17 protein-coding genes are annotated in these 18573 nt (G+C 70.0%); 12 read left to right on the top strand and 5 right to left on the bottom strand.

Annotated features, from left to right (window positions below; all coding sequences use genetic code 11):
* Positions 1-82 precede the first annotated feature (82 nt).
* The 4 genes from ACFYY8_RS02480 (at position 83) to ACFYY8_RS02465 (ending at position 3061) form a co-directional block, all read left to right on the top strand.
* The gene (locus ACFYY8_RS02480; protein ID WP_352009970.1) at positions 83-319 is read left to right on the top strand and encodes a DUF397 domain-containing protein; all 237 of its coding nucleotides are present in this window, start codon (positions 83-85) and stop codon (positions 317-319) included.
* 62 nt (positions 320-381) lie between these two features.
* Positions 382-1878 carry an alpha/beta fold hydrolase gene (locus tag ACFYY8_RS02475; protein ID WP_390036356.1) on the top strand — a complete coding sequence of 499 codons (1497 nt, stop codon included), beginning with the start codon at positions 382-384 and terminating at the stop codon, positions 1876-1878.
* 167 nt (positions 1879-2045) lie between these two features.
* On the top strand, positions 2046-2873 hold the full coding sequence (locus ACFYY8_RS02470) for a Scr1 family TA system antitoxin-like transcriptional regulator (RefSeq protein WP_390036354.1): 828 nt from the start codon (positions 2046-2048) through the stop codon (positions 2871-2873).
* The gene (locus ACFYY8_RS02465) at positions 2858-3061 is read left to right on the top strand and encodes a DUF397 domain-containing protein (protein WP_390036352.1); all 204 of its coding nucleotides are present in this window, start codon (positions 2858-2860) and stop codon (positions 3059-3061) included. The genes ACFYY8_RS02470 and ACFYY8_RS02465 overlap by 16 nt, the downstream gene beginning before the upstream one ends.
* Positions 3062-3108: 47 nt before the next feature.
* Here ACFYY8_RS02465 and ACFYY8_RS02460 read toward each other — a convergent pair whose 3' ends face one another.
* Positions 3109-4428 carry a UDP-glucose dehydrogenase family protein gene (locus tag ACFYY8_RS02460; protein WP_390036350.1) on the bottom strand — a complete coding sequence of 440 codons (1320 nt, stop codon included), beginning with the start codon at positions 4426-4428 and terminating at the stop codon, positions 3109-3111.
* 152 nt (positions 4429-4580) lie between these two features.
* Between ACFYY8_RS02460 and ACFYY8_RS02455 the strand changes: the two genes are divergently transcribed.
* The 6 genes from ACFYY8_RS02455 (at position 4581) to ACFYY8_RS02430 (ending at position 10558) form a co-directional block, all read left to right on the top strand.
* On the top strand, positions 4581-5744 hold the full coding sequence (locus ACFYY8_RS02455) for an acyl-CoA dehydrogenase family protein (RefSeq protein WP_390036348.1): 1164 nt from the start codon (positions 4581-4583) through the stop codon (positions 5742-5744).
* Between the two features lie 237 nt (positions 5745-5981).
* Positions 5982-6506: a hypothetical protein gene (locus ACFYY8_RS02450; RefSeq protein ID WP_390036346.1), complete on the top strand. Its 525-nt coding sequence runs from the start codon at positions 5982-5984 to the stop codon at positions 6504-6506.
* A gap of 72 nt (positions 6507-6578) precedes the next feature.
* Positions 6579-6815, top strand: a complete 237-nt coding sequence (locus tag ACFYY8_RS02445) for a hypothetical protein (RefSeq protein WP_390036344.1) — start codon at positions 6579-6581, stop codon at positions 6813-6815.
* A gap of 361 nt (positions 6816-7176) precedes the next feature.
* Positions 7177-8304, top strand: a complete 1128-nt coding sequence (locus ACFYY8_RS02440) for a sensor histidine kinase (RefSeq protein WP_390036342.1) — start codon at positions 7177-7179, stop codon at positions 8302-8304.
* On the top strand, positions 8301-8999 hold the full coding sequence (locus tag ACFYY8_RS02435; RefSeq protein ID WP_390036340.1) for a response regulator: 699 nt from the start codon (positions 8301-8303) through the stop codon (positions 8997-8999). Before ACFYY8_RS02440 ends, ACFYY8_RS02435 begins: the two co-directional genes overlap by 4 nt.
* 41 nt (positions 9000-9040) lie before the next feature.
* Complete coding sequence (locus tag ACFYY8_RS02430; protein WP_390036338.1) at positions 9041-10558, top strand: alpha/beta fold hydrolase; 1518 nt, start codon at positions 9041-9043, stop codon at positions 10556-10558.
* On the opposite strand, the gene ACFYY8_RS02425 is transcribed toward ACFYY8_RS02430, so the two are convergent.
* Both ACFYY8_RS02425 and ACFYY8_RS02420 read right to left on the bottom strand, forming a co-directional pair.
* Positions 10518-12647 carry a hypothetical protein gene (locus ACFYY8_RS02425; RefSeq protein ID WP_390036336.1) on the bottom strand — a complete coding sequence of 710 codons (2130 nt, stop codon included), beginning with the start codon at positions 12645-12647 and terminating at the stop codon, positions 10518-10520. The two genes, ACFYY8_RS02430 and ACFYY8_RS02425, sit on opposite strands and share 41 nt — an antisense overlap.
* Before the next feature lie 125 nt (positions 12648-12772).
* Entirely contained in the window at positions 12773-13117 is a 345-nt protein-coding gene (locus ACFYY8_RS02420; protein WP_390036334.1) for a hypothetical protein, read from the bottom strand.
* Positions 13118-13550: 433 nt separating this feature from the next.
* Here ACFYY8_RS02420 and ACFYY8_RS02415 point away from each other — a divergent pair, with 433 nt between their 5' ends.
* On the top strand, positions 13551-14402 hold the full coding sequence (locus ACFYY8_RS02415; RefSeq protein WP_390036332.1) for a hypothetical protein: 852 nt from the start codon (positions 13551-13553) through the stop codon (positions 14400-14402).
* Between the two features lie 298 nt (positions 14403-14700).
* Here the strand turns inward: ACFYY8_RS02415 and ACFYY8_RS02410 are convergent, their stop codons facing one another.
* Positions 14701-15153 (bottom strand): hypothetical protein, encoded by a 453-nt coding sequence (locus ACFYY8_RS02410; protein ID WP_390036330.1) that lies wholly within the window; start codon positions 15151-15153, stop codon positions 14701-14703.
* A gap of 240 nt (positions 15154-15393) precedes the next feature.
* Here ACFYY8_RS02410 and ACFYY8_RS02405 point away from each other — a divergent pair, with 240 nt between their 5' ends.
* A complete protein-coding gene (locus ACFYY8_RS02405) occupies positions 15394-18015 on the top strand; it encodes an ATP-binding protein (protein WP_390036328.1) in 2622 nt (873 codons plus the stop codon).
* Positions 18016-18124: 109 nt separating this feature from the next.
* Here ACFYY8_RS02405 and ACFYY8_RS02400 read toward each other — a convergent pair whose 3' ends face one another.
* On the bottom strand, positions 18125-18541 hold the full coding sequence (locus ACFYY8_RS02400) for a heme-binding protein (RefSeq protein ID WP_390036326.1): 417 nt from the start codon (positions 18539-18541) through the stop codon (positions 18125-18127).
* Between the last annotated feature and the right edge of the window lie 32 nt (positions 18542-18573).

Raw genomic sequence — 18573 nt, 5'->3', positions numbered from 1 at the left:
GGGGGAGAACGTCACCGGTCATCCTGGACCTCCGTATGAAGGCGCCCGGCGGGCGCCGACCTGACAGCGAAGGTGATGAGAGATGGACGTTGACCTGAGCAAGGCCGTCTGGCGCAGGGCGGTCACGGGTGACGACCCCACCGAGGACTGTGTCGAGGTGGCCGTGATCGACCCGGTCGACTCCGGCCACAAGGCGGGCCTCGGCTCGCTGTACGTGCTGCGCGACTCCAAGAACCCCGAAGGCCCGAAGCTCTTCTTCACCCGCTCGGAGTGGGAGGCCTTCGTGGGCGGTGTGAAACTCGGCGAGTTCGACAACTGACCGACGCCGGGGTCGAAGTTTGGGTCTGGCGGCGGGCCGGGTGGTGATCAACAATCCCGATCGTGACCTTGACTTCGATCGCTCTCGCCCTGTCCCTCGCCGTGTCCGGCGCCCTGTCCGGTGTGTCCGCTCCCGTCCAGGAGGCCACCTGGTGTCCCGAGGTTCCCGGCCACCGGGTCGAGTGCGGAACGCTTCCCCGGCCCCTCGTCCAGGGAAGGCCGGACCTGGGCGCCGTCACCGTCGGATACGCGCGAATCCTCCGGCGGGAGACGGCCGGCCCCGCCAAGGGGACGATCCTCGTCAATCCCGGTGGCCCGGGAGGACAGGCGATCGCCCAGCACGAGACGTTCACCGCCCTGCTCGGGGGCCTGCTCACCGACCACGACCTGCTGCTCGTCGACCCCCGGGGAGTGGGCCGATCGGGCCCCCTGACCTGCGGCGTTCCCGCGGGTGCCGTGGTGACCGAGTCACGGGAGAGCCTGTTACGGCTGGTCGGCCGCTGCGCGGACAACCTCGGCCCGCGCGCCGCCGGCTACACCTCGGCCGCGACCGCCGACGACCTCGACGCCGTCAGGGCCGCCCTGGGCGTCCCCAAGGTCATGTTGTACGGAATCTCCTACGGCACCTACCTCCTGCCCGTCTACGCCCAGCGGTATCCGGAGCGGGTCCAGTCGGCGGTGTTCTCCGCCGCCTACCCCATCGGCCTCGACCCGCTGGGCAGGGAGAGCGCCCAGGCCGTCTCCCTGACACTGCGGCGGATCTGTGAGCGGAGCGGTGCCTGCGACGGGGAGCGGGCCGTACGGGACCTGGGCAGGGTGGCCGCCAGGCTGCGGGCCGTGCCCGCGCGGGTGCCGCTCACCGTCGGCGGGCGGAGCAGGTGGGTCGCGCTCACCGAGGACAGGTTCGCGCAGCTGGTCTACTCCTCGGCCAGCGTCGCCGTCGGGGCGTCGCCCTCGGAGGTCCCGGCCGTCGGCAGGCTGCCCAGGGCGTTACGCGGCGCGGCCCGGGGGGACGACCGTGAGCTGGTCGCCCTGATGGGGGAGATCATGGCGGGAGACCTGGCGGCCTACGAGGGCATGGACATGGGCATCGCGGCCACCGTCTCGTGCAACGACTACCCCCGCCCGTGGCCGGTCGCGGCCTCGCTCGCCGAACGGCGCCGCCACTTCGACCGCGCGGTCGGTCAGGCCAGGCCCGGCGAGTTCGGCGCGTTCAGCCCCCTGGGGTTCGCCAGGGCGCAGGCCGACGCCGGGGACTACTGCCTGCGCTGGCCCGCCAAGGGCACCGGCAGGCCGTACGTCTCGACCGGGCGCTTTCCCGACGTGCCGGTGCTGGTGCTCAACGGCGACCTGGACGGCATCACCGCCGAGGCCAACGGGCGCAAGGCCGCCGCGCAGTTTCCCCGGGGGGTCTTCGTGTCCGTGCCCAACGTCGGCCATGTTTCGGAGTTCGAACCCAGCGGGTGTGTCGCGGGCGTTGTGACCGCGTTTCTCCGTGACGGCCGGACGCCGGACACCTCGTGCCTGGCCGCCATCCCCCCGGTCAAGGTCTCTGGGTGACCGCCTGGGTTTCGCTTTGCTGATCTTGACGTGTTTTGGGGATGCGCTTCCAAACGAGACGGTGTCACATTACCGTGCGTGATGCAGTTGTCACTGAAGGCATGATCGTGTCCCCTGATGACCGGTCATGCTGCGATACCGGTGTGAGACGTAAGACAGGAGTTCGGATGCCACCGTCGCGTGAGCTCGACAGCGGGTCAGGCCCGCTGGCGTTCTTCGCCGCAGAGCTTCGCCGCCTGCGCGACCAGGCCGGATGGACCCAGGAGCAGCTCGCAGAGGCGATTTCCTCCTCCGTCTCCCTGGTCGGGATGGTCGAGACCGCCAAGCGCAATCCGTCGCGTGACTTCATCGAGCGCTGTGACCGGATGCTCAACACCGAGGGGACCCTCATGCGGATCTGGCCGATTCTCAGCCAGGCCGCCTATCCCGTCTGGTTCCGCCCATGGGTGGGGATCGAACGCAGGGCGCACGTTCTCAAGAACTGGCAGCCGCTGGTCTTCCCCGGCCTGCTGCAGACCCCCGACTACGCCCGCGCCCTGCTGAAAGGCAGGCGGACGATGCCGGAGGAGCGGATCGAGGAGCTGGTCGCCGCCAGGATCGAACGGCAGAGTCTGCTACACGGCGCCAATCCACCTTTGCTGTGGGCGGTGCTGGACGAGAGCATGCTCTACCGGCGGGTCGGCAGCCCCGAGATCATGCGCGGTCAGATCGCGGCCGTCATCGCGGCGATGGAGAACCGTCACATCTCCATCCAGGTGATGCCCGGGGACGCCAGTGTCACGGCCGGTCTGAGCGGGGCGTTCGTCATCGCCGGAATCGAGGGCACCACGGACACCGCCTACGTGGAGTGCGCGATCGAAGGGCGGGTAACGGATCATCCGCGTGACGTGGCGGAGGTCAGCAGACGCTACGAGGAGCTTCGCACCGAGGCCATGTCCCCGGGGGCGAGCATCGATCTCATGACGAAGGTGATGGAGACATGGAAGCAGACCTGAGCGGGGCCGTGTGGCGCAAGGCGTCGTTGAGCAGCGACAACGGTGGAGAGTGCGTCGAGATGGCCACGGTCGGCCCGCTGTTCGCGCTACGCGACTCCAAGGACCCCGACGGGCCGAAGCTGATCCTCACCCGTACGGCGTGGCGGGCGTTCCTTGGCGAGGTCAGGCAGGGTTCGTTCGACATCTGATCAACCGGCCCCCTGACGTTCTCACGCGCAGGGGGCCGTCGCGTGCCTCAGGGGCGCCCCAGGGCGCGGTAGTGCCAGCCCGCCTCGCGCCAGACCTCGGCGTCGAGGGCGTTACGGCCGTCGACGATCTTGCGCCTGGCGACCACGGAGCCCAGCGCCTCGGGGTCGAGGTCGACGAACTCCTGCCACTCGGTCAGCAGCAGCACGACATGGGCGTCGCGGGCGGCGTCGAGGGCGGATTCGCCGTAGGAGAGCTGAGGGTGTGCCCGGCGGGCGTTCTCCTGGGCCGCCGGGTCGTAGACGGTGACCTGGCCGCCCTGCCGGCTGATCGTGACGGCGACGTCGAGGGCGGGCGAGTCGCGGATGTCGTCGGAGTTCGGCTTGAACGCGGCGCCGAGGACGGTCACCGTACACCCGTGGAAGGAGCCGCCGGTCAGCTCGCGGGCCAGGTCGACCATACGGGCGCGGCGGCGCATGTTGATCGCGTCGACCTCGCGCAGGAAGGTCAGCGCCTGGTCGGCGCCGAGTTCGCCGGCGCGGGCCATGAAGGCGCGGATGTCCTTGGGCAGGCAGCCGCCGCCGAAGCCCAGGCCGGGGTTGAGGAACTTGCCGCCGATGCGGTCGTCGAAGGACAGCGCCAGCGACAGCTGCTTGACGTCGGCGTGGGCGGCCTCGCAGACCTCGGCCATCGCGTTGACGAATGAGATCTTGGTCGCGAGGAAGGCGTTGGCGGCGACCTTGACCAGCTCGGCGGTGGGGTAGTCGGTGATCACCAGGGGGGTCTGGCGTTCGAGCATGGCGGCGTAGACCTCGCGCATGACCTTCTCGGCCCTCTCCGAGGCGATGCCGAGCACGATCCGGTCGGGGTACAGCGTGTCCTTCACGGCGAAGCCCTCACGCAGGAACTCCGGGTTCCAGGCCAGCTCGGCGCCGGAGCCGATGGGGGCGAGCCGTGCGAGTTTCTCGGACAGGCGTTGCGCGGTGCCGACCGGGACCGTCGACTTGCCGACCACCAGGCACTCACGTTCCAGGAACGGTGCCAGCGACTCGACCGCGGCGTCCAGATGGGAGACGTCCGCGCCGTACTCTCCGGGCTTCTGCGGGGTGCCCAGGCACAGGAAGTGCACGTCCCCGAAGGCCGCGGCCTCCTCGTAGGAGGTGGTGAAGCGCAGCCGTCCGTTGGCGAGATTGCGCCGGAGGATCTCCTGAAGGCCGGGTTCGTAGATAGGCAGGTCCCCGGCCTGCAAGCGGGCGATCTTCTCCGCATCCACGTCGACGCCGAGGACTTCGAAGCCCAGCTCCGCCATGCATGCCGACGTCGTCGCACCCAGGTATCCGGTTCCCACCATCGTCAGGCGGTAGGCCACTGGTGTTCCTTTCGGTTTCTGCCCGATTCTGTGCCGTCAGAGTAGCGGCATCCACTTGTCTGTACTCTCTCGCCACCTGCACAAACATCTAGCCGTACTGATCTACCACCCTGGAGCGGTCCATATTTTGTTGGACGTCCTAGTATTTCTCCATGAGCTTCCCTCTCTACGAGCTGCCCGAAGAGCACCAGATGCTCCGGGAGACCGTCCGTGCCCTGGCCGACGAGAAGATCGCTCCTCGGGCCGCCGAAGCCGACGAGACAGGGGAGTTCCCCTGGGACGTCTACAAGGCGCTCGTCGCGGCCGATCTGCACGCCGTACACGTCCCAGAGGAGTACGGCGGTGCCGGGGCGGACGCGCTCGCGGCCGTCATCGTCATCGAGGAGGTGGCGCGGGCGTGCGCCTCGTCCTCGCTGATCCCCGCGGTCAACAAGCTGGGCACCGTCCCGCTGCTGCTGTCGGCCTCCGAGGAACTCAAGCAGCGTTACCTGCCGCCGGTCGCGCGGGGTGAGGCGATGTTCTCCTACGCCCTGTCCGAGGCTGAGGCGGGCAGCGACGCCGCGGCGATGAAGACCCGAGCCGTGGCCGACGGCGACCACTACGTGCTCAACGGCGCGAAGATGTGGATCACCAACGCCGGGGTCTCCGAGTACTACACGGTGATGGCCGTGACCGAGCCGGGTGAGGGCGCCAAGGGAATCTCCGCCTTCGTCGTGGAGAAGTCGGACGAGGGCGTCAGCTTCGGGGCCAAGGAGCGCAAGCTCGGCATCCGGGCCTCCCCGACCCGCCAGGTCATCTTCGAGGACGTCCGCATCCCGGCCTCCCGCATGGTCGGCGCCCCGGGCACCGGCTTCAAGACCGCGCTGGCCACCCTGGACCACACCCGCGTCACGATCGCCGCCCAGGCGCTCGGCATCGCCCAGGGGGCGCTGGACTACGCGATCGGCTACGTCAAGGAGCGCAAGCAGTTCGGCAGGCCCGTCGCCGACTTCCAGGGACTCCAGTTCATGATCGCTGACATGGCGATGAAGCTGGAGGCGGCCAGGCAGCTCACCTACGCCGCCGCCGCCAAGTCCGAGCTGGCCATGCACGGCAAGCCGCAGAAGGACCTCACCTTCATCTCCAGCGCCGCCAAGTGCGCCGCCTCCGACGCGGCCATGGAGATCACCACCGACGCGGTCCAGCTCCTCGGCGGGTACGGCTACACCAGCGACTACCCGGTGGAACGCATGATGCGCGATGCCAAGATCACCCAGATCTACGAGGGCACCAACCAGATCCAGCGCCTGGTGATGGCCAGGCAGCTGCTGAAATAGGTCGCTGAGAGTCGTCCGTCGGTCTTCGTGACCCCCCGGATGCTCTTCCAGGTGGCTTTGTTCCGTCCCTGTTCCGTGAGACACGGTGCGGGGACGGAACGGGTCATGTCATGGAGATCGGGTGTGGGAGAGGGCTTTTGTGGATCTCTGGTGAGGATCGGAGACCACGGCGGTCATGTCCTGTTTGAATTCCTCGCAGAATGATCTTTCCGGGCGTCGCGACGGTACGGTGTGCCGATGGGAGACATCTACGAACTCGTGCTGTCGGTGGACATTCGTGCTGATGTGACCGACGACGAGCTCGCCGAGCTGCGGTGGCATGTGGGGGAGGGGCCACGGCCTGAGCGGCTGCCGATCGGCTCTGACAGATATGTGGAAACCCGTCCACTCGGTGATCCCGACGACCCTGATTGCGAGTGGGAGAACGCGGAGGCGGAGCCCGTGTTCGCGCAGCGGGGCGCCGCCCGGTGGGCGGGGGGCGCGCTCGTCGCCGAGCTGGTCGCGCGAGAGCGAGCGGACGGCTGGGCGCTGACGGTACGCCAAGAACTCCATCCTGACGACTTCTACCGGCTCCGGACACTGCTGGACTGGCTTGGCCGGTGCGCCGTTGACGCACCTGCCGGTGGTGCCGGATTCTTTGTCGGCTACCTGCGCTTCCACGAGAGCGTTGAGATCGCGCCACTTGTCCTGTCGAACGGGCGGATCCGTGTGCCGGAGGACATCGAATCGCATACCCCGTACTGGGAGGACGCCGGGTCGTGACCGGTCCAACCCGTGACATGCCAGAGGGAACAAGTGCTCAAAAGGCCTGGACGGACATGGCGCCACCGGCGGATGTTCGTTCTGGGCGCCGCGTTGCTGCTCACCACCGGAGACCATATGGCCGACCGCGACGATCCGGGGAAGACGAGGCAGTCGGTCGTCACACCGGCCGGGAAAGACGACACGTCGAACGCTAAGGTCATCGACAAGGACCAGCGTATCGACATTGACGAGGACAGCCCGCTTTGGCCGCTGTTCGAGGGGCTTTCCCACGGCGATTCCACCGCTACGGATTCCAAGAAGGAATGACCGCCGGCCTCCGCAGAAATCGTGGAACGATCATGTTCCGGGTGACTGTGACCGAGGGGTTTTCACGGTTCGGAGCAGGTGCCTTCGAACCGGCCATCGCCGCACGAAGGGAAGCCACGTAGAAGGGCGGCTGACCGTCCATCACGTCTGTCGGATCGTCCTGTTCGCTCGGGGTGGACTCCAGCGGTGCCCACCCCTGTTCCGTGAGGCACGGGGCCCGATCCGACGCGGGTCGAGGAAGGCTCCCCGCCGAGTCACGGTGATCCTCGTTCTCCGGTCGTAGGGCGGGTTGTGCCGTGGGCCAACGCCGTCTCCTTCTTCTGGAGGAGATGCGCCGGGGGAGGGCGGGTTAGGTTCGTTCATGACCTACTGGAGCGGCCTGCGGCCCCGGCACCGGGTCGCCCTCGACGTCGCGGGTGCGGGACTGACCTGCGTGATCATGGTTCTGATCGGCCAGGGCGGCCTCCTGTCGCAGGCGGTCGGCGTGGTGACGGCGCTGGTGGTGATCGCCCGGCGCCGATGGCCGGTCGGTGTCCTGGTCACGGTGACGGCGGGCACGCTGGCGCTGCTCGTCTCCGGGGCGCTGGGCGGCTACCCGCCGATCCCGATGGTGCTGGCGATGCACACCATGACCGTCACCCGTGACAGACGGCGAGCCGCCGCCGTCGCCGGAGGGGTGACGGCCGTGCTGCTGGTGGCGGGCCTGGTGGTCCGGCAACCGGTCAGCGAGCTGACACGCGACGTCGAACTGCTGGTACCGGGGCTGCTGACCGGGGAGCTCGCGCGTGCCCGGCGGACACACCTCGCCGGGGTGGCGGCGCTCGAACGGCAACGCACGCGGGCGCTGCTTGCCGCAGAGCGGTTGCGTATCGCCCGTGAACTGCACGACGTCGTCGCGCACGGGCTGAGTGTGATGACCATGCAGGCGGGCGCCGCTCTCTACCGGCCGCAGAGCGAGGCGGTGCTGCGCGAGACGCTGGGATCGATCGAGACGACGGGCCGGGCGGCGATGACGGAGGTACGGCGGTTGCTGCAGGTACTGCGTGAGGAACCGGACGGTACGGCCGCTCCCGAGCTGGCTCCGATGCCCGGCCTCGCCGAGCTCGACGCGCTGATCTCCCGTACGGCGAAGGCCGGGATCGAGGTGGAGCTGCGCGTCCACGGGGACCCCCGGCCCCTGCCCGCGGGGACGGACCTGGTCGCATACCGGGTCGTCCAGGAGGCGCTCACCAACATCGTCAAACACGCGGGCACCGGCAGCGGTACGGTGCTGGTCGGTTACGAACCGGGCGCGGTGCTGCTGGACATCACCAACCCCCCGCCGCCTGGCCGTACGCCTCGAATCCCGCCCGTCGACGGCGGGTACGGGCTGGCGGGCATGCGCGAGCGGGTCGCCCTGTACGGCGGGGCACTGCGGGCCGGGCCACTGCCCGACGGCGGCTACGCCGTCACCGCGCACCTGCCGGTCCCGGGGAAGGTGTTCTCGTGAGGCTCCGGGTGGTCGTCGCCGACGACGAGCGGCTGGTGTGCGCCAGTCTGCGGATGGTGCTGGCCGGGGACGGCCACGAGGTGGTCGGGGAGGCCGAGGACGGTGGCCGGGCCGTTGAACTGGCACGGGACCTCCGCCCCGACCTGGTGCTGATGGACGTGCGGATGCCGGTCATGGACGGCATCGAGGCGACCCGCCGGATCACGGCGGCAGACCCCGAAGTGAAGGTGCTCATCCTGACCACCTTCGACCTGGACGAATACGTGTACGCGGGCCTCAGGGCCGGGGCCACCGGATTTCTGCTCAAGGACGTCCCGCCCCGGGAGCTGATGACGGCCGTCGAGGTGGTCGCGGCGGGGGAGGCGCTGCTCGCGCCGCCGATCACCCGGCGGCTCATCGCCGACTTCGTCGCCCGCGTCCCCGACCCCCGGGATTCGTCCGTTCTCGGCTCGCTGACCGGCCGCGAGATCGAGGTGCTCGAACTGGTCGCGCGGGGGCTTTCCAACACCGAGATCACGGAGAGTCTGGGAGTGACGCTGTCGACCGTGAAAGCCCACATGGGCAAGCTGCTGCAGAAGCTGGACGCGCGTGACCGGACGCAACTCGTGATCATCGCCTACCAGGCGGGGCTGGTCGGCTTGGCCCCTGGTTCTACATCTCGCGCAGGAGAAGGGGCCCCGAACTCGGCTCCGTAGCAGGATGATCCGGCCAACGGGCAGGCCTGATCGTGGATGTCATGCGTTCAGCAACCAAACGGGGCACGGCGCTGGCGGCCGTGGCCGTCACCGGAATCCCCCTGTTCTTCGTCACCCCGCAGGCCGCCGCGGTTTCCTGGTGTCCCGAGGTCCCGGGCCATCGGGTGGAGTGCGACACGATCCCCCGTCCGCTGGTGGCGGGAAGGCCGGAGCTGGGCACCATCTCGGTCGGCTACGCCGTCGTACGGCACAGCACGCCGGGCGGCCCCGCCACCGGGACCGTCGCCGTCAACCCCGGCGGTCCGGGCAACCCCGCGCTTCCTCTCACCTCGACCTACGCCGGCCTGCTCAAGCCGTTGCTGACCGACCATGACCTGCTGGTCGTCGACCCCCGGGGTACAGGTGTGTCCAGTGCCCTGGACTGCGGCATCACCACCGCCGACCTCCTGGGCACGACCCAGGAGCGCGGGGAGGCCGTCGCCCGCTGCGGGAGCAGCCTGGGGCCGCGTGCCGGGGGCTACACCTCCGTCGCGACCGCCGACGACCTCGACGCGGTACGGGCCAGGCTCGGGGTCGCCCGGCTCGATCTGGTCGGTGAGTCCTACGGCACCTATCTGATGCAGGTCTACGCCCGGCGTCATCCCCGGCAGGTGAGGTCGATCATGCTGTCGGGGGTGCTGCCGCTCGACTTCGACACCTTCCAGCGGCCCAACGCCCGCGCCTTCACGACGACCCTGCGCCGGATCTGCGAGCGGAGCAAGGCGTGTGACGGCGCCGCCGCCGTACGTGACCTGCGAACCTTCGCCGCCGCCGTCAGGAAGGAGCCGGTCACCCTGTCGGTCAAGGTCGGTGCCGGGGAGCGCACCGTGAAGTTCGGTGAGGAGTGGCTCACCCGGCTGGCCGTCCAGGACTCCACCAGCGGGACCGGAGCCGACCCCCAGGCGTCCTCGCCGATCGGAGCCTTCCCCGCCCTGCTGCGCGACGCCGTACGCGGAGACCTCGAACCGCTGGCGACCGCTGTCCAGCAGGTGCTCGGGGCCGAGGAGGAGGGGCCGAACTCCTCCCTGGGCGTCAACGTGGCGTGCAACGACTACCCCAGAGCCTGGTCGGTCGACGCCTCCCCGGCCCAGAGACGCCGGCAGTACGACCAGGCGCTCGCCGGCACCGACCCCGCGGACTTCGGCGCCTTCGGCCCGGTGGCCTCGGCGGCGTCGACCTTCTGGTCGGGTGACATCTGCCTGGGATGGCCGCGTCAGACCGGGACCCGGCCCTACCCCGTCGGCGACGACTTCCCCGACGTCCCGGCCCTGGTGCTCACCGGCGACCTGGACGCGATCACCCCGAGCTCCGACGCCGCCAAGGTGGCCCGCAGGTTCAAGCGGTCAAGGTTCATCTCCGTGCCCAACATGGGCCACGTCCCCGATCTGGACCCCAGCGGCTGCGTCTCCGGTCTCATCACCGGTTTCATCGCCAAGGGGGTCCCCGGGCCGACCTCCTGCCTGAAGCGGATCCCGCCCGTCAAGGTGGATCCCGTCGGGAGTGGAGGAACCCCAGAGTGATCGCGAGGAGGGCGCAGGCCGCGGCCGTCGTGGTCAGCACGGCCACGGGGAGGGAGCCTCCCGCCGTGATGGAGATGAGGAACAGGCCGTGCCAGGCGGTGATGACGATCACCAGGGCGGTCATGGAGAGCAGGGGGACCGTCAGGTGCCACCAGGCGGCAGGCCCGGGGGCTTCGCGGTCTTCGGCGAGGCCGATCCAGGCGGCCTGGAGCAGCGTGAACACTCCCACGAGGCCGAGCAGCGTCAGCCACGTTCCCAGCCCGGTCCGCCGGACCGCCCCGTCGATCCAGCCGGCGCCCGGGGCGGTGGTCTCCATCACGGGCAGCGTCGCGTAGGCCGCTCGGGCGACCTGTGGGTACTGCCCCCTGGTGTCGCTGACGACCACGACCAGGTTCCTGGTCCGTTCGGTACGGCCCCGGCCGACCCGGCCGGTCAGCGTCCGGATGCCGTACCAGCTTCGGAGCTCCTTCAGCCTGTCATCCTCGTGGTTCCCGGGGACCCGCGCGCCGGTGCACGGCAGTTTCAGCATCCGGAGCGTCCGGCACGGCCCGACGAGCGTCGCGGGCCGGCCGTCCTCACCGGTCGTCAGCACCGCGAGCGCCGACGTGCCGGGGAGGGCCCGGGAGAACCTCTCCAGGTCCGAGCGCCCCGCCGTACGCACGACCAGGAGGGTGTCGCCGATGCGCCGCTCCGTCGTCAGGGCCGCTCTCGCCGTGTCCCCGATCCGCCCCTCCCAGACCTGCAGGAGGGTCAGGACCCCCAACAGGACGATCAACGCCGTGAACAGGCGCACGAACGGGGCGGGTCGTGCCGCGAGCCGCAGACCGCCGGCGAGGAGGCCGGGGCGCCCCGATTCCGCGCCGCGCCTGGCGAGTTCACGGCCTCCGGACACGGCGAGCGCGGTCGCCACCGAGGGCAGCAGGGCCCACATGCCGACCGTGCCCACGGCGAAGGCGATCAGTTTCCCGGCCGGGGGGAGGTACTGGCTGAGGGCGACGGTCCCGACCGCGAGAGCGCACGCCACGAGGCGCCGTTTCGGAACGGAGTACGGCGGGGCGCCGGGCTCCCCTCCCGCCTCTCGGTCTGGTCCGGCTCCCCGGCCCTCCTCCGCCCGGTGGTCTTTTTCCCGTGTCGTCCCGTGGTCCGTTTCCACCTCGGAGGTCTTTTTCTCCGTCCGGCGCGGGGCAGCCACGAGGACGAGCCCGATGGCGAGGCTCGTGAGGATCGCCGCGCAGCCGAGAGGCCAGGCGGCGCGGACGTCGGCGGAGTTCAGCACGTAGCCGGTGACCGGGACGGGCAGGTCGACGCACGCGGCCAGGACGAGCACGAGTCCTCCCGCCACGCTGCCGGCCGCGAGCGGCGGGAACCGCTCGCCGACGCCCGCCGACGCCCGGCGCCACCGTGGTCCGGTACGGTTCCCGGTTCGCGGGGCGCGTCGGGCGGCGACCGCCATGAGCGCCAGGGCGGGCACGAGCGTGAGCGCCCCGAGCGCGAGCAGCACCTCGGACAGGTCCCGCTGGTCCAGCGTCTCGACCAGCGGGAAGGACCGTCCGAATCCACTGATCGGCATCCACGAGTCGCGTTCGACCGCGTTCGGGGGAGTGGGCGGGCGGACGTAGGCGAGCCGTTCCGAGGGCGACAGGAGCCCCTCCCGCCCGATGAGCCCGCCGAAGCGCCCGTAGCGGGTCCGGACATCCTCCGTGGCCCCGCGTCTCAGCAGCTCCGGGGAGAGCATCGCCTCTCCCGGCGCGGGCCACCGGGCCAGTCCGGGAGGCGGCGGCGCCGAGGCGTCCAGCGGTTCGACGAACACCACGCTGTGCTGGAGGCCCTCCACCGAGTCGAATCTCGACGCCCACCAGGCGACGGCGCCGTGCGCCGTCCCGGTGATGATCGGGCCACGCGCCCGGTCCCTGGCCGCGCGCCCCTCGTACGTCGCGACCGCGAGCACCATGGACGACGCGACCACGGCCAGCACGCACGAGGCGACCAGGAGCGCCCACCGGCCCGTCACGAGACCGGACTCCCCGTCTCCGGACGGAACCGGCGATCGGCCCGTACGGCGTCGCCGTACGCCACGGGAACCGGACACCGGGGTTCCCTCATGCGTGAGGTCCACTTGCCTCCCGTCGTCGGTTCCGGGCCGACGGGAGGGTGGCCGCCCGGAGGACGAAGGCCGGGTCGACGAAGCCGGCCCGGCCAGATGACGGACTTCGGTCAGGGGGCCACCCAGGGTCCGACGTCGTCGGGAGCGTTGTTGTTCTCATCGATGGCGCGGAGCTTGATGATCTTCGAGCCGCTCCCGGAGTAGGTGGTGCTTCGGTAGCCGCTGTGGTTCCAGAGGGTCTTCTTGGTTCCTGAACTGCTCTGCCGGTAGAACTCGGCCTTGACCGGGTCGCCGTCGTCGCTGTTGTCCTTGACCGCGATCTTTCCTGCGTCTCCCTGCGCGGGGGCCCAGGCGTGGGCGCCGCCGCCGTAGGAGCTGACCGCGACCGCGTTGGCGGTCGGAAGCACGAGCCCGGCCGTGAGCACCGCCCCCGCGATCCATCTGATCTTCACCATAATGCCTCCCGTAGTGCCGATCTGATTCTGGAGCCACTCGAACTTGATTTGAGGAGTGGCCAATTAAAAAGAGCGGCTGTAATAACCATATGTTTTCATCTCGCCTCGTCAAGATGGCTCATGTCGTGAATCGGATGGATGTTTTCCGGCATCTTGGCAGGTCGGAGCGGCGTGGAAGTGGTTTCACTGTATATTGGACCAGTTATTTCGGCATAAAAGGAGATATGGAATAACGGGCTCGGTTCGGCCGGGTGGCGTTTCCTGTTCCGGGCGGATCGGCCGGGGTGTTTTCACGGCGGCGGGCCCGGGCGGACCGTCGGGGAGAACGCATGGTCGGCATCGGAGCGGCGACTCGCTAGGGTGGGGCCTTCGATCTTGACCCCCTTCGGTCTTGACCTCCCAGCTTCGATCTTGACCCCCCAGGAAGAGCCGCATGCCGCGTCGTCATCGTTTCGGTGTTCCCGCCCTGATCGTCATGAGCGTCTACCTCGTCGCGGTGGCGGTCGCCGCCGTGGTCGCGTGGGTCACCGGTGATCTCGGTGCGCTGTGGTGGCTGACGGTGTTCACCGAGGCGGACGCGGGCGCGGCGGTGACGTGGCCGAACATGATCGTCCTGGTTCTGGCCGGAGCGCTGTGGGCCTGGGCGCTGTGGCAGTGCCTTCGCGGGCCGGTGGCGGGGCCGTCGCCCACGCTGGACCGGGACGAACGGCGGCTGAGGGTGGTGCTGTACGCGACCGCGGCGACCTGGTTGCTCTACTTCGCCGTGCCGTCGTGGCCCTGGTGGGTGATAGTGCTCGACTCCCTGCTGATGGTGGCGGTCGTGCTGTTGTTCCGGCCGGTGCTGACACGCGGTGTGAAGGGCGCCGACCGCACGGGGGCCGTGGGCGTCCTGGCGTACGGGGGCGTCGCCGTCTCCGAGGTGCTCGCGCTCCTTGGCCGGGACACACCCGGTCAGCTGAACCTGATCTGCGCCCTGGCCACCCTGGTCTGGACGGTGCTGGTGCTGCGGGCGCAGCGGATGGACGGTCGCTGGCGGATGGCCACCGTCCAGTACGGCATCGCCTCCCTGCTGCTGCCCGTTCTCTGGCCGCTGGCCGGGCTGCTCGTGGGAGGGGAGGCCGTCCGCGACGCCCTGACGGTCGTCGACGCCCTGGGCATGGTCTGGCTGATCCGTTCCGCCCATGACCTGGCCGACCCTCGGCCGTCGGCCGACTCCTCGCCCGTGCCCGCGGAAACGGTCTCGGGCACGGTCTCGGGGATGGGCGGGAGCAGCCCGGCGACGTGACGCAGGTGTCCTGTCCGGGCCGAGTGTCCCGGCGCGGGCGGGGGCCGTTCGAGGCGCGCGGGGACCACGGCCTTCGCCGAGGGAGAAGGGAAGGCCGTGGTTTCTTTTCCGGTTCTCGTCGGGACCGGTGAGTTTTCGATCCGAGCGAGACCCCTGTCCTCTGTCGGATCGGACGCTCACCGGCTGTCATGATCCGGCGAGGGGCGTCGTGGACGGGTTTTCCGCGCCACCTCCACGGGATTCGCCCCTGCCTTTCGCCGGGGAGGCGACGGGGCCGGAGTTCTCCCCGCTTCGGCTCCTACTCCTGGGTGAGGGCCAGGGAGGTGACGCCGTACTTGGCGGAGCATGTGGAGGAGGAGCCTTTCACCAGGCACACCCACATGGTGTAGTGCTGGTTCTCCGGCAGGTCGCCGCTTCTCCTGTCCGTGTAGGGGGCGTTGTGTCCACGGGTCGTGGCCACGCGCCCGTTGCTGAGGTGGGCCTCGATCCCGTAGCCGTCCGCGCTGACGTCGTACGCGTAGAGCGTGTCCCCGGGGGAGCCGCCGACGGGATCCTGGACCCACTCCGCGGCCCCCGCCAGGTCACCGTCCCGGTAGACCTCGATCTGGAAGCCGGTTGGGGTTCCCGAGGGGGCGAACCTCACGGAGAGGGCCGCGCTCGCCGGACCCGAGCCGACGGTGAGCGAGCCTCCGGTGAGAAGGGCGGCGGTCGTCAGTAGCGCTGCGACTCGTCCGCGCACGGTGGTGTTCACTTGCACTCCTTTTCTTCCTGTCCTTTTCACATGTTCTTTTGGGGAAAAAGATGGGCAACGGGGAGTTTTTCGCTCCGCTGAATGTCGCACACGCAGAGCTTCTCCTATTGGCCTGACAGGCGGGAATATGTTGAGATGTCCTGCTACGTTCGTGTTTGTTTTGGGATTTCCCCCAGCTCACGACGCTGTCCATGGAACGAAACGGGACAGCCTTCCTGCCGGTGAAGGGATGGTGTGTCCATGGAGGAATCAGCGCCTGATCCGCGCCGGGCCCGGACGGTTGAGGAGTTCATGGCGTCGATGCGGGCGCTGCGCGCCTGGTCGGGATTGAGTTACCGCCAGTTGGCGCGGCGGGCGCGGACGGCCGGACAGGTTTTGCCGCCCAGCACACTGGCGGCTCTGCTACAGCGCGATGTCCTGCCGCGGGAGGAGGCGTTGGTGGCCTTCGTGAGCGCCTGCGGGCTGGAGAGCGGGCGGGTGGCACGGTGGACGGCGGCCCGCCGACGGCTGTCGGTACGCTCTGCCGTCTCCCGTGACCGGGAGGGCGCCACGCCGGAGCAGGACCTCCCTTCCCGTACGGTGCCACGCCACCTGCCCCGGCAGGTGGGTGATTTCACCGGCCGTGAGCCGGAGGTGACCCGTCTGCTCGAAGAGATCGAGGGCAGCGGCGCGGGGGTGGTGGTGATCGACGCGATCGACGGGATGGCCGGGGTGGGCAAGACCGCGCTGGCCGTACACGCGGCCCATCGGCTGGCCGGGCGTTATCCGGACGGGCAGCTGTATGTGAACCTGCACGCCCACACTCCGGGGCGAACCCCGCTTGAGGTGATCGACGCGCTGGGGACGTTGTTGCGGATGGTCGGGGTGGGCGCGGAGGCCGTACCCGCCACGGTCGAGGAGGCGGCGGCGCTCTGGCGGACCGTTCTGGCCGAGCGCCGTATGGTGATCGTCCTGGACGACGCGACCGGTGTCCCGCAGGTGTGGCCGCTGCTTCCGGGGACGTCCGGCTGCCGGGTGTTGATCACCAGCAGGCGTCGCCTGGTCGATCTGGACGACGCCGTCGTCCTCTCCCTGGCCGTGCTCACCCCGGCCGAGTCGGCGGCACTCCTGACGAAGGTGGTCGGAGCGGAGCGGTCGGCGGCCGAGCCACAGGCGCTGGCCGAGGTCGCGGCCCTGTGCGGGCACCTGCCCTTGGCGCTGCGCGTCGCGGGGGCCCGGCTGCTGCACCGGCCCACCTGGACGGTGGCCGCGCTGGCACAGCGTTTACGTCATCGGCACGACCGGCTTCGGGAGCTCCGGACCGGTGACCGGGGGGTGGAGACGGCCTTCACCATGTCCTACGAACAGTTGTCCGGTGAGCAACGGCGAATGTTCCGGCTGTTGGGGCTGGTGCCGGGCGATGACATCGACGTCCACGCCGCCGCGGCTCTGACCGGCCTGTCCCTCCAGGAGGCCGAGGAACTGCTGGAGGAACTGGTCGACGTACACCTGGCGCAGCAGCCCACGGCCGGTCGTTTCACCCTGCACGACCTGCTGCGCCAGCACGCCCGCAGCCTGAGCCAGGAGATCGACGCCGAATCCGAGCGCGTCCGGGTACTGGATCGGCTCCATGACTTCCATCGTCACACCGCGGCCGCCGCCGTCGAGCTTCTGGCGCGTCCCACCGAACGGTTCGACGCGTCCGGCCTGGACCACCCGATACCCGACCTGGCCGGTCCCGGCCGGGCGGCGGCCTGGCTGGAGGCCGAGTACGCCAACCTGGTGACCACGGCCGTGCACGCGGCGGCACACGGACGGCCGGATCACGCGCTGCGGATGTCGGCACTGCTGTTCCGGCCCCTGCACCGGCACGGCCGCTACCAGGACGGTCTCACCCTGCACTCCTGCGCGCTGCGGGCCGCCCATGACATCGGCGACGACGCCGCGCTGAGTCGCGTCCACTACGCGCTTGGCGGGGTGTACCACGAGTTGTGCGACTCCGGCCAGGCCGCCTGGCACGCCGAGCGGGCGCTGCTGTTCGCCAGGGCCGAGGGAGAGGTGGACGTCCAGGAGCGCGCCCTGACGCTCGGGGCCATCTGCGTCGCGGAGGCCCGCCCCCTCCTGGCCGTCGACCGTCTGCGCCAGGCGTTGCTCCTCACCGCCCGCACCGGCAGCCGCGAACGCCGCAGCCTGGTCCTGTGCAACCTGGCGGTGCCCTACCGGGACGCCGGGCTGCTGGGATCATCGCTGTTCCACGCGAGTGAGGCCCTGGTCATCGGTCAGGAACTCGGCGATCTCAGCACCCAGGCAGCCGCGTGGGAGGAGGTCGGGGTCGCTCACCTGCTGTACGGCAGGCTGGAGCGGGCACTTCTGTGCTGTCACGAGGCCCTGACGCTCATCCGGCAGACCGTGTACCGCGGAATGGAAGCGTCCATCCTCGACAAGCTGTCCATGATCTACCGGAGGCTGGGGAACCTGCCCCAGGCGCTCGCCTCCTCCGATCAGGCCCTGATCCTGGCGGAGGAGATCGGTGACCGCCGCAACCAGATGGCCGCCCTGACCAACCGGGGCCTGACCTGCCAGCTTCTCGGCCGTCACGAACAGGCCCGTCGTCACCACCTGGAGGCCCTGCGCCTGGCCCACGTCCTGCGCAACCGCAAAGGCCAGTCCAACGCGCTCAACGCGATGGGAGAGCTGTGCCTGCTGGCGGGCGCCCCGGCCCAGGCCGCCGAGCACCACCGTCACGCCATGGCCCTGCTGCCCGGCAACCCCCTGGAGCAGGCCCGGGGCCTGACGGGTATCGCCATGGCCCTGCTGGCCTGCGGGCGCGGACGGTCAGGTCGCCGTCACCTTCGCCACGCGGAGCACTTGCTGACCTCGTGAGACGGGCACCGCCTCGGTGAGGGGAGGCGGCCTCGCGTACGTATGAGAACGACGGACGGGGCGTTACGGCCACTGCCGCCGGGAAACGGCTCAGACCGTTGTCCGTGTGTCAGCCGGTGGAGAAGGCGATGACGCCTGCCTCGGCGCACAGGACGTCCTGGGCGGGGGTGGCGCCGCTCACGCCTACGGCGCCGACGGGATCGCCGCCGTGTTCGAGGAGGAGGCCGCCGGCCAGGGTGGTCGGGCGGAAGGGCAGCTGGTCGCCCGCCAGGTCGAACACGTCGGGGTAGTTCTCCCTGAGCCCGGTCAGGTCGGCGCTGTCGCGGCGGAAGGCGGCGGCCGTACGGGCCTTGCAGCGGGCGACCTCGGGGGTGAACCAGGTGGCGCCGTCACCGCGGACGACGAGGACGTCCCGGCCGAGGGCGTCGACCACCGCGACGCTGACCCGCAGGCCCTCCTGGGCGGCGCGGGCCAGCGCGGCCTCGGCCATGACGCGTGCCTCGTCCAGTCTCAGTTCCCGTGCCACAGTCGTCCTCTCCCACATCGTGTCGTACGGTC

The sequence above is a fragment of the Streptosporangium sp. NPDC001559 genome (assembly GCF_042893955.1).
Classification (GTDB): domain Bacteria; phylum Actinomycetota; class Actinomycetes; order Streptosporangiales; family Streptosporangiaceae; genus Streptosporangium.
Note: the sequence above shows the minus strand (reverse complement) of the source record. Positions and strands in the feature narration are given on the sequence as shown.